An 11275-nucleotide genomic window follows, 5' to 3' on the forward strand; every position below is an offset into this window, starting at 1 on the left:
CAGTTGTCAAAAGCGCGTGGTGCATTGGGATACTAAGGCGAGCGAAAGGCGAGGTTCCCGCTTCCCAGTTTTTTCGTCGGTACTCAGAGCAATATCCGCGACGAACTTCTGGAGCCTGGGAGCTAAGACGTTCATGGGAAAGCAGCCAGGCGAAAAGATCGTGAGTTTCTTCGGGCGTCTAAAGATAGAAGCATCCGCCGAGTGGACTAGCCAATGAAATGTCTCATCGGCCCGGACCATATCCGGGCAGATCGATCTACGATCGCAAACACAGGCTAGCCTGGCGCCGCCGGATTGGCCCTCCGATGAGACGAAGGTCGGATCTGGAAGTCTTCGAGCTTTTTCCCGGATTTGAGTTGAGCAGTTACCCACCGCGGCTGCTTACCGCGGCCCGCCCAAGTCTCCGACGGTTTGTCGGGGTTTTGGTACTTAGAGAGAACTCGCGGATAGGGACGCGTTTCTCGCCCAATTTTTTCGTCAGATGCACCTAGTTCCAGTTGTCGCAGTCGCCGGTCAAGTTGAAGTTTTTTCGCAGATATCTTGCGAGTCAGAGCCACGTCTATTTCAAGGTGAAGAGCCCAGAGCTCGTCGATAGACATCAATTCGAAATCGGTGCGTTTCATGTTACCACAAGCAACTGGCCAAGCGGGGCTGCTCGGATTTCAGAAATTTCAGGAGTCTCGCGGCCCGGTCAATGGCTCAAGAGAGTCGTACGACGGCGAACTGGACTAACCCCAAGGGATTAGTCACCAACGAAAGCGCGAAAATTCGGTCGGTTGGCGATAGTCAACCAAGCCGGTCCGACCTCCGGATTGTCAGCTATTGTTCGCCACGGTTGGCCGCGAAAAAATTCGGCGATCGCATCCCCTTGGTGACGGGGGAGCGCAAACCCGTAGCCGGCGGACACCTCCCGAAATTGGAGACACACTCGAACTGTTTGCTAAAAAGGCGCTGCCCCGGTTCTGCTATCGAACTGCTGGACTTGTCCTGCGGCCGCGGACGAACTCAAGAACCCGGACTATATGGCCTTGAACAGTCGGCAACAACGTTGCCGGCAGTCGGCCCGACGCCTGAAGCTGCCGTCGAAATCTGGATGGAGGGAAATCGTTCAGGACCCAATTTCAAATATAAGTCAGTGACGATGCAAAATAAGATCTCGGTCTCGACAGCGGTGCTGGGCTTGGTGCTGGCCCTCATTGGTGCATGGCTGACCTGGGTGGCTGGAGCACACTTGTCGTTACAGGCGGCGCACTGTTCGCATTCGGCTTGGCGTCGATCGACTGAGCCCTAATTCTCCGAAGGTTCGAGCTCGGCAGCTTGAAAAAGGCCGCTCATTGAGGAGGTCTTACTCGTTCCAAATCCGCTCGCCGCAATCGCATTCGAATGCCCGAACGAGTGATTTCCGGTCTGGAAAGTGCACCGCTCCGATTAACTTCATCGTTGCGCCGCAAGCGCGGCATTTCCGGTTCGAATTGTCTTCCATCTCAGCAATTTTCTCAGCTCTGAATATTTCCATCAGGCAACCTCCGATACCGGCGGCATATTAACTCAGACCGCCAGAGGTTAAAACAGGCTGGTATCCAGGCTTAATTCCTCAAATCGCTTGCGGGAACCACGTGACACCTGTATGACTCGTCCATTAAATCTCTTTAGTTAAGTAATAAAAATCATGTTATTTTATATTCAAATGGCGCTAGCGCCATTATTCGTCGCGGCAATCGCCTTCGCTATATATATCGCTTTTAATCTCCCCGAGGATATATATTTGGGTGAGGACTAAATTCAGATTTTATTAATTAACTGAATTAAGATTACTTCGCGGGACGGGGCCGTGGGGGACATACGCGGCCTTGGCTCCGAGGTTTAGGGCCCGCCACAGCAGCCAGCCCCGGCGGGCCGTCCCTCACTCAGTCCCTTCGCGAATTAACGAAGCTGGAAGTTCCTCCTTCGGAACTTGCGAAAATGATTCGCGCCGTCGCGAGAGGCTGTGAGATTTGCGCTCTTTTGCTTCCATGCTGGCGCGTGCAATACCGGCGACGAGTGCCAAAAGGCAGGTGTAGGTGACAGCGGTAAGGACGTCTTCCGCTCTGTGATACTGTTCGCGGGTAAGATCGCTTCTGAGAAAAAGTGCGGCCGCGCGACACATTCGCCGACGAAGGTTCCCGCAAGCAGTTTTGGCAGATCAACGCGGGCTTTCTTACTGCCAACGCTGCAAAAGAGCCAAGAGCAATGCATCAATACCGCGAAGATGTGTGCCCCATTATAGATTGCTTGCTGTCAATCATGTTGAGCCTCCACAAAGTAATGGCCCGGCTGGCGTCGTCCAAACGAAATTGGCCTTATGCGACGACCCCATGCAGCGGCCATCTCCTGGCCCCATGCTTGCTCAGTAGACATCCAAAGGTCACCTCCGAAGGACCTGTTTCAGGTTGAGGCAAACGATGCAAGAAGTGTCCCATTCCGGTACTGCCGGATATCTACAGCTCAGTGTGCTCATCTCCGATCTATGGTGGCGTGTGGATCTTATGAATTGCGACATACTCCAAGAGGAGGCTAAGGCCGGTGTATTTGAGGTAAGTCAGCAAGCGTAGCCATAATGAACGGCTGACGAGTGCGGTCATGTACCGCTTGATCCATTTTTCTGGCTTGCACGCGCTATGAGGTCAGTAATGGGGCATAATGAGACTTGTCGACGCGCCCTCCTATCGCGCTCCGCACCGCGAGCTCCGAACCTTCGAGCCGCGCTCTGCGCGATCAGTGTTCGAGGTAGTGAGCCATGAGCTTTAGGAAGTGGGTGAAGGAGCGTCGTGCCCTCAGGTTGGCAAGCGAATCGGGCGCGGACGCTAGATTGAAAGAAAGCTATCGCGAGATAATGCTGTCGGTTGTAAAATTTCTGCACATGCAGCGCGCTCTAGCAGGTGACGTGAGGCTGGTTCTCAAAACCGGCGAAGCAAACGTTAAGGCTCTCGGCTACATCTATGGGTTTGCCGATGCCGCTTTTCAAACTGCTGGTATGGATATCGGAAGCGAATACGGAATGAGGGCGCTTGTGGCCATCATCGCGGAGTTTGATGGGCCCAACGCCGACATATTGTGTCATCGATTGAAAGTTCCCGGTAACCCGCGGGCGCTGATGGATGGCGTGAGAATTGGATTCGACGACTACTACAGGTTAGTGCAGAGCGAGATGGTGCTTAACAAATTCACCCTCGGGTGGGCAGAGTGTTTTCCGGCACGAAACTCCAACTAACCCAATGTCGTTCCGACCGGACCCTTATCTGTGGAGCCATTGAGCAAAGGTGCCTCCGTCTCTACGACTGGATCGCCCTAATTGTTTGTGGAAGCGTTGTACGCGACCATAGATCGCTTGTCGCGTGCGGCCGAGCCTCACGGCTATCTCGCCGGCGTCCGCGCCCCTCTGGATGAGCGAGAGCAGGGCCGCCTCTTCATCTCGGGACCAAGGTCGTGTCGCTGCTCGGTTGTTGGCCATTGAGCCGTCTCTATGGCCGGGGGACGCGAGACGCGCGAACATGCGCCTCGTGGGGGCACGAAGCTAAAACATGATATCAGTTCGATCGTAAATTAGCGGCTAGCAATTTCACGTTCCTGTCGAGTAGAAATATAGCGGTAAACGCGCATTCAAGGGCCTCGACTGGCAACTCAGCTCGATGAGTCCTGGATAAATAGCGGAGAGTTCGCCGCTCGGTTGATATCCATCGGTCGTTAATTCAGTAGGCGTTTCGCTTTCTCAGCACTTCAACAAAGGTCTTGATCAATATCAGAAGGTCGAGCTTAAGGCTCCAATTGTCGATGTACCAAAGGTCTAGCCTGACGCGTACGGACATTTGTTCGATTTGGGGAGTCTCCCCCCTTGCGCCGTTGCATTGCGCCCAGCCCGTGATTCCCGGTTTAACCTGATGCCTGAGGCCATAATCACTCAAGAGCTTTTCAAAGTGATTGTCGTGCGCCAAGGCGTGAGGACGCGGCCCTACCAGGGACATTTCGCCCCTTAGCACGTTGAACAGCTGCGGCAGTTCGTCGATGCTCAGCGAGCGGAGCGTTCGTCCAATGTCCGTAATCCGTGGGTCTTCGCGTGTGGCCTGGGTAACGACAGAGCCATTTTCCTGAACAGTCATGGTCCTAAATTTGAATATGACGAAGTGCTTCCCATTGTATCCCTTCCGGTGCTGCCGGAAGATTACGGGACCGGAGCTGTCAAGCTTGATCGCTACCGCGGTGATGGCCATAATTGGTGCGAAGAACATGAGTGCAAGTGTCGCAAACAGCAGGTCGAGGATACGCTTGAACAGACGCTCACGATCGCTCAACGGGGCATTCTGAATGTTGACCGTGAATGCATGAATTTTCTCGGACGACGTCGGTCCAGAAAGAGCTTGAGCGTTCTTGTCCGGTAGCAGGCGCACGGCAACGGGTAGCGCTTTAACCTGACTGCGTACGAATTCGATGCGCTTCGTGTCTGTCCAAGGCAGAGCAAGGAAAATTTCGCTGCATCCGCTGCTTCTGATGAAATCAGCGACTGAACGGATCGTGTTGATGTCCTCTGAGTCGCTTGACAAGGAGCCCAGTGCGCCGAATACGAAGCGCTTGATCTCTGCCGAACCGAAGTGAGATAGCAGATCCTCTCGCCCCTGCATCTCGTCAAATACGCCAAGCACAACGGTGCGACGTCGACCAATCGCGCGGCGAGACACTGCGCTTGCGAGCGTCAGTTTGGCGACCTTCCTGAGCGCCACCAGCACGAGCAGTCCGAACGAAGAAAATGCGAGAAATGAACCGCGGGAATATTCCGCGCTCGCCTTGAAGACCAGTGCCGCAAATGCAAGCAACAGCACGGTCGTGAACCAGCAGGACAGGATTTCTCCAATCTCCACGCGCCGTTCGCCACCGTCGGGAAACTTGTAGAATCCTCTGCCGCTCATCCGCAGGACGTAAATCACGCCAGCGAGCGCACCGGCCGCGTAATACGGAAGGTAGCTAGGAACTGTATTGCCTGCGGCATACTGGTATGCGAGCCCGCCCATCAAGCTCGAGAGCAAGACCGAGGAGAAATCGATCGTCAGCAAAATATATGGAATTGCCTCACTTGAAATGCTGAAATTCAGCGGGGGCGATGCTCCAAATCTATCGTTTCCGTCGCGAACGTGTGACGTGCTCGTCAATGCAACACCCAATTATCCTGGCGTAAACGAATACGCATTTATTTAATTTGTTTATTTTATGGTTATTTTAAAATTGACCAATATTAATCATATTTAATAGGGGGCGCAATCTGTTTTTTGCGCCGCAAACAGCGGTTCCGGAAAGTTTTTTCCTGTCAGAGCCTAGTTTTTCGTTATGGTCCCGTCGAAATGGAGGGTGACGCTCATGCTGTCGCCATTTATTTCCGCCTTGCCCCGCCAAGTTCCCTCCGCATCCTTCCGGAGTTGTTCGACTTTAGAGTAGCCCTCGGCCTCGATGGCAGCACGCGCCTGGTCGGCAGTTATCGCGCGAGCATGCTGCGTCGACGGAGCGGTTGACGGCTGCGAGCGGGGAGCGTTGGAGGTCGGCGTGGTGGTTTTCGAACAGGGGTCGCCGACGGCGGAGTAACAGGGATTGCCCGGCGCTTTGGCGGAGAAGCAGGGGCTGGTAGGATTTGTGGCGTCGCAGGGGGAGTTAGGGCTGGTCGAGGAAGAGGACGGCAAGGATGGCGTTGTCGAAGCAGCTGACCGATTGGTTCGTGTTGTTTGAGCGTGCGAGTCGCTCGTGGAAGCGAAGCATAGGATGCCTAGGAGAAGCAGCCCGCCCAGGGTTGGCCTCGCAAGGCAAGGCGGGGCGAAATGATTGGCTTTGGCGTGACTCGCCCCTGCGCTGCGCTGCTTGGCTTTCATACTGGAACTCCCTGTTGTTGCATGCTGCGCAGACGGATCTCTCAGCGAAGTTGTGCCCTAGAATTCCGGAATTGATAAGGTGAAAACAAACGATACCGGGGAGGCCAAGTCTCGTAGCGCAGGCATGTTGTCCAGAGATGAAGTGTGCGTATGGCGCTCCGGCTTGGATGTCTCGCAGGCCCACCTCACCAGGCTATATCGATTGCTTTCTCCCAGCGAGCAAGAGCGTGCAGATCGATTTCTCAGCATCGCGGACGCCAAGCGCAGCATCTTAGGCCGCGGATACCTACGGTTGCTGCTGGGGCCAGCGATTGGAGTGCCCTGTGAGGAATTGCAGTTTGAGCATGACGAGTTCGGCAAGCCTTGCCTACTGGCCTGCTACCGCTCCGACTTGAAGTTCAGTGTTTCGCATTCGGGGGATTGGGTTCTCATCGCAATCGCGAGAGGTCGATCGGTCGGCATCGATGTTGAACGGATTCGCACGGACATCGATGTGACGAACCTGGCGAAGCGGTTCTTCTCGGCAGTTGAGTCGGAGAAGTTGGCGTCCCTGACTGGGTATGCTCTCTACAAGGCGTTTTTCGCTTGTTGGACCTCAAAGGAAGCTTACGTTAAGGCCAAGGGGCAGGGTCTTTTACTAGCTCTCGACGATTTTGAAGTTGCCTTTCTCCCGGGAGAGGCGCCGGGCCTGCTGACAACCAAGCCTGATCCCACGGAGGCCAGCCGATGGAAGCTCTTTGCGTTGGATGTGGGGCAAGACCATCAGGGCGCGCTGATCGCGGCCGGACAGGACTGGCATTTGCGTTTTGGAACCCTCGATCACTTTGAGTTCTAGAATTCGATCTAACCCGTTGATAATTAATTGTATATCAGGTCGACCGAGTTGCCGTGATAATGTGCTCTCGTGGGATTGAAGTTTCCGTATGTGACTAAACGGATACAGATTTGGGTGCGCGAACCGGATAGGATTGCGGACAGAGCCCAGAATTAGGGCGTCTTTGCGAAGATTGCGAGCAGGGCTGATGCTGTCCAAATATTCGAAATTGGCGGTCGTATTTATTGCAGCCCTTCAGTTGGCAGGATGCTACACCGATTACGGCCCGGTTGAAGTAGAGACGCAGCCTGTGAGGCCGTCGTTGGGCGCTGGGCTTGCATCCAGCTTGCGCCCCGGCGATCGGATCAAAATCACTGTTTATGGCGAAGAAGCGCTTACCGGCGAATATGATGTTAATCCCGGTGGCAGCGTTTCGATGCCCTTGGTCGGTACGATACGTGCTGCGGGGCGGTCGCAGGTCGAGTTGGGGCGTGAGATTGCGGCGAGCTATCGCCGCGGCGGTTTCCTGCAAGATCCGAAGGTGACCGTAGCGGTGGTCCAGTTTAGGCCGTTCTACGTATTGGGCGAGGCGTCGACCCCTGGCGAGTACCCGTTCCGAAGCGGTCTGACTGTGCATGCCGCCGTCGCAATGGCAGGCGGTTTTACCTATCGCGCGAGCAAGTCTGTGGTTCTCATTCGGCACCTCGGTGACGACATATGGAAAGAATATCCTTTGTCGGAGCCGGTCGTAATCGCGCCGGGGGATACAATTCGGGTTCCGGAAAGATATTTCTAGAATCTTAGATCACGTTTCTCGCTCTCGCAGAAGCTCGAGGGATGGCTTCCGGTATTAAATGCGCCACTGCTCAGGTTTCACACAATTCCGACGGGGCGCTGCCTTTTTTGCGTGGACTGCATTTTTTTGCTTCGCGTTCGTTTCGACGTGCCTGGCACAGGAGCCGCCGCTCGATGTGCCGCTGGTCAAGCGGCTGCCAGCTAGAGATCCTACCGCCGTAGCAGTCAATGACTGGCTGCTCTACCCCACGTTACGTACCTATTCGTTGTATTCGGATAATCTTTTTTTTGCGCCTCGAAACGGCTTGGCTTCGCCTGGGTTCGGCCTTACGCCGGGCCTCATCGCGGTATGGACCAATGGAATTCATACGACGACATTATATGGGAACATTGATCGCCAAATATATCCCGACGCCAACGAGGTGAACACGCTGGATGGTCGTGCTGGCTTTGCACAAAGGTACGAAGCCATGCGGGATCTCAGTTTTGTGTTCGATGCCAATTACGTTCGTCGTACCTGGGCTTCGAGCCTACAGAACTCGATCCAAGTTGCGCAGGCCGCTCCGACTTCAACGGTGCTGCCAAACGGCAATACAGTCCTGCCGAATGGCACAATTGTTTCCCCGACGGGGCAGGTCGTTGGACAATCGACGCCGGCTGCCGGCAGCGTTCTCCCTCTACTTGTAAATCCCAACAATCATTACACCGGGACATTTTCGGTCGAGAAGCTGTTCAACAGGGGCATCCTGACGTTATCCGGATCGGCAGCCCGGACCGAGTATGAGGCGCAGAACCTACAGAACAACTCCAGTCGGACGTTTACCGAACATGCGGCCTTCTGGCTTGGCCCGTTGTTGTACACATACTCTGACGGGGTTGTCGGCACCGTGACCTTTGACGCCACGTCCATTTCAACGACCTCGCACCGCGTGGTTGCTGGCCTTGGAACAGACCAGATAGGTCGCTTTCGCTTCTTGGCGTACTATGGCCACCAAGGCTCCGACAGTTCCGGCACGGGAGGCGGGCACGCTACGGCAGGCGGAGACGTGTATGGTGGACGCATCGTCTATGAGCCAATGCGTCAGTGGAAACTTACAGGTACGGTGGATATAACGAACAATATCGCCTCCAGCTCGCTCGCGACCGATCTCTCTCTTACTCTGCCCGGCGTAGTCGCTGTTCAGATCCCGACCACGGCTTCAACACGGATTGCATCTGCGTCAGTGCAATCCAACTACGAGATCACTCCGCTTTGGTTCGCGGATTGTTTGATGTCCTACAGCCGGATTGAATATGTTGATGGGAGCAGGTTGGACAATTCCTGGATACTCAACGGAACGCTTCGGTATGATATTCGGCGCGATACGTCTCTAACTTGGGAATATCGTTACACAAATCTTCAATCCAATGCGCCTCTCGTGAGCGTTAAGAGCAACTACGTCGCGATGGGGGCGCTCTACAAGTTCTGAGCCGCCAGTGTGTCTCGTCGCCCTCGCTTAGATTGATCTAGCTCGAACGACCCAGGACGTTGTTGTTGCTCGCGTGTCGACTACAGTTCGCTGCGAGCACGAGCGGTGTTTAGTAATAATATCCATGAGCGGCGCCCGGGGGCGCTTTGTTCAGAACAAAACGGACCATGTCCGTGCCCTGCAGATACTTCTTGCACTGCTCGATTTCCGCGACCTTGGAGGTCCCGACGGCTGCAACAAGAATGACGCAGTCAATGTGAGGCAGGACGGAGATCACGTCGTGCCCCGTCAGAAGAGGCGGCAAATCAATCACGACGATCTCCCCTTGCGCGCGGCGCGAAAGGCCATCCAGAAATTTTTTCGTTGCGCTTGAGGATACCAGATCCGATGCGTTGGAGCAGCCCGACGTAGTTGGAATCACTTCCAAATCGCTATTGCCGACGCGGACATTGATGGTCGCCTCATCTAGGGCTCTTTGCCCCTCGAGCACATCCACCACTCCCACTTCGCCCTTCAGATTTAGAGTGCGGGCGATCTGTGGCCTACGAAGATCGAAATCCACCAGCGATACTTGTCGTTCCCGCTCGCGCGCCATGCTGAGAGACAAATTGATGGACAGGAAGGTTTTGCCGCATCCCGGTGTGGGAGAAGTTATCGCCAACGTCCTCCAACCTTTGAAGTCCATTGTTCCCAAGACTTCGGTTCGCAAAATGTCAAATGTCAACGAACGCGGATCCGTTCCATCATGAGCGACTATCCTGCGTGATTGAAGAAAAGAAGATTGGAGCGTAGCTTGCCGAAGGGGCGCCTTTCGCTCGATTGGCGCATCATTGCGAACCCGATTGCTTATGGGTCCACGCATGGGAGCGCCGTGCGATCCTAGCTCTGCCTTCGCGCGCTCCACTGCCTGGCGAATGTCTTCCATTCTATCTCTCCTGGTGCCGCGATCTCGTAGAGCTAGAGTCGGACTAGTGAATGCCAATCGAACAATGCCTTCGACGGCTCGATCGGCAGATGGAGAGCTATCGCAGCGGCAAGTCCGGCCAGAACCGTCAGGACGATCAGCACGCAGATCGCGCCAAATACGAATCTCGCGCGCGCTCGGATAACGTCGCCCGTTGTCTCGATGTAGGGTATGGATACGGTAAGCGATGGCGGAATCAATCCAGTCAGGGCTTCCGGCCCACGGATGGTTCCATTTAGGAGCTCTGCTGCGAATCCCGAGCCGATGCCCAGTATCAAGGCCGCAGCAAGAGACCCAGCAACGAGCTTCAATCTATTCGATTTAATCGGCTTCTGCGGCAACGTCGGCGTCTCGATCACCTGAAGCCGCTCTGCCTGCTGATCCCGACTGATCTTTTGAATGAGACGGGCCGTTGTGAGCTTTGCATTTGCCTCCGAAAGACGTTTCTCGATAGCCTCTCGCTGCCGCTTCAGCGACTCCAAGTCATCAACTTGAGATGGTCTAGATTGCGCAGCAACCGGCGGCGGCTCTTGGACGGTCTTCTCCATAAGTGCAATTCTCTTTTTCAGAGATATCACTGCCGGGTGTGCTTCAGAATAGACCGACATTTTCTGGGCCAATTCGGCACGAAGAGCACTGAGCGTGGCGATCTGAGATTTCTGCTGATCGGAGATTGTCGGCGACGTGTCTGCTGGTCGGCGCGCCGCCTCGCCGACTCGCGCCTGTGCGTCCTCTAGCTTGTTCTCGAGGTCTTTCGCCTCTTCAGCCAGGATATTGACCGCTTCCGCCGCCCTATCGCTTCTCGAGCGATCATCCTCACTCACGATCGCGCTGACCAGCTCTCTTGCGACTTCCATCGCGACTTCCGGGTCTGGGTATTCGAAGCTGACTGTAAATGCGACCGCGAGGGTACTCATACGCATCTGAGCATCCGCGACAACGGGCTTGAACTGAATGCTGTTGCGCATCGATTCGAGGACGTCGGTACTCTTGGGGAATAGCGCGAACTTCTCGGCGATTGCCAGAAGCTTGTCGCGCGTCGCAACTCTCTGTTGAAGGAGCTGAACACGTTCCGGTGCCGTCATGCTGGAGACAGGCCTGACAATGTCCGGAGCCAGTTGCACCTCCAGCAAAATCTTGCCCTCAGAAACATAGTTCGGCTTCTGAAGCGCCGCAAAAAGCAGGCCCCCTATGGCCACCAATGCAAACGGGAAGAGAAAGAAAAAAAACTTCCGCTTAAAAATATCAAACAATCGACCAAGACTTAAACCTGTCCCTTGATCGGGAGAAAAGTCAGGTTCACCGGAAACGAAAGGTTGATGCGAGCCAACGGTCTGGAGCACAG

The 11275-nt window shown here is 54.9% G+C and carries 8 protein-coding genes; 4 read left to right on the forward strand and 4 right to left on the reverse strand.

Going from position 1 to position 11275, the window contains the following annotated elements:
• Positions 1-275: 275 nt before the first annotated feature.
• Positions 276-623, reverse strand: a complete 348-nt coding sequence (locus ACP2YP_RS14065; RefSeq protein WP_426424799.1) for an H-NS family nucleoid-associated regulatory protein — start codon at positions 621-623, stop codon at positions 276-278.
• 2153 nt (positions 624-2776) lie between these two features.
• Here ACP2YP_RS14065 and ACP2YP_RS14070 point away from each other — a divergent pair.
• Positions 2777-3250 carry a hypothetical protein gene (locus ACP2YP_RS14070; protein WP_426424800.1) on the forward strand — a complete coding sequence of 158 codons (474 nt, stop codon included), beginning with the start codon at positions 2777-2779 and terminating at the stop codon, positions 3248-3250.
• Between the two features lie 478 nt (positions 3251-3728).
• On the opposite strand, the gene ACP2YP_RS14075 is transcribed toward ACP2YP_RS14070, so the two are convergent.
• Positions 3729-5084 carry an undecaprenyl-phosphate glucose phosphotransferase gene (locus ACP2YP_RS14075; protein ID WP_426424801.1) on the reverse strand — a complete coding sequence of 452 codons (1356 nt, stop codon included), beginning with the start codon at positions 5082-5084 and terminating at the stop codon, positions 3729-3731.
• An 883-nt stretch (positions 5085-5967) separates the two neighbouring features.
• Between ACP2YP_RS14075 and ACP2YP_RS14080 the strand changes: the two genes are divergently transcribed.
• From ACP2YP_RS14080 to ACP2YP_RS14090, 3 genes are all read left to right on the forward strand, one after another.
• Entirely contained in the window at positions 5968-6723 is a 756-nt protein-coding gene (locus ACP2YP_RS14080) for a 4'-phosphopantetheinyl transferase family protein (protein ID WP_426424802.1), read from the forward strand.
• Positions 6724-6910: 187 nt separating this feature from the next.
• The gene (locus ACP2YP_RS14085) at positions 6911-7498 is read left to right on the forward strand and encodes a polysaccharide biosynthesis/export family protein (RefSeq protein WP_426424803.1); all 588 of its coding nucleotides are present in this window, start codon (positions 6911-6913) and stop codon (positions 7496-7498) included.
• A 175-nt stretch (positions 7499-7673) separates the two neighbouring features.
• Positions 7674-8966, forward strand: coding sequence for an outer membrane beta-barrel protein (locus ACP2YP_RS14090; RefSeq protein WP_426424804.1), 1293 nt, complete (start codon positions 7674-7676; stop codon positions 8964-8966).
• 109 nt (positions 8967-9075) lie between these two features.
• On the opposite strand, the gene ACP2YP_RS14095 is transcribed toward ACP2YP_RS14090, so the two are convergent.
• Both ACP2YP_RS14095 and ACP2YP_RS14100 read right to left on the reverse strand, forming a co-directional pair.
• Positions 9076-9891, reverse strand: a complete 816-nt coding sequence (locus ACP2YP_RS14095) for a CpsD/CapB family tyrosine-protein kinase (RefSeq protein WP_426424805.1) — start codon at positions 9889-9891, stop codon at positions 9076-9078.
• Between the two features lie 32 nt (positions 9892-9923).
• On the reverse strand, positions 9924-11273 hold the full coding sequence (locus ACP2YP_RS14100) for a GumC family protein (RefSeq protein WP_426424806.1): 1350 nt from the start codon (positions 11271-11273) through the stop codon (positions 9924-9926).
• Positions 11274-11275: the final 2 nt, after the last annotated feature.

This window comes from Bradyrhizobium genosp. A, assembly GCF_049949275.1.
Taxonomy (GTDB): Bacteria; Pseudomonadota; Alphaproteobacteria; order Rhizobiales; family Xanthobacteraceae; genus Bradyrhizobium.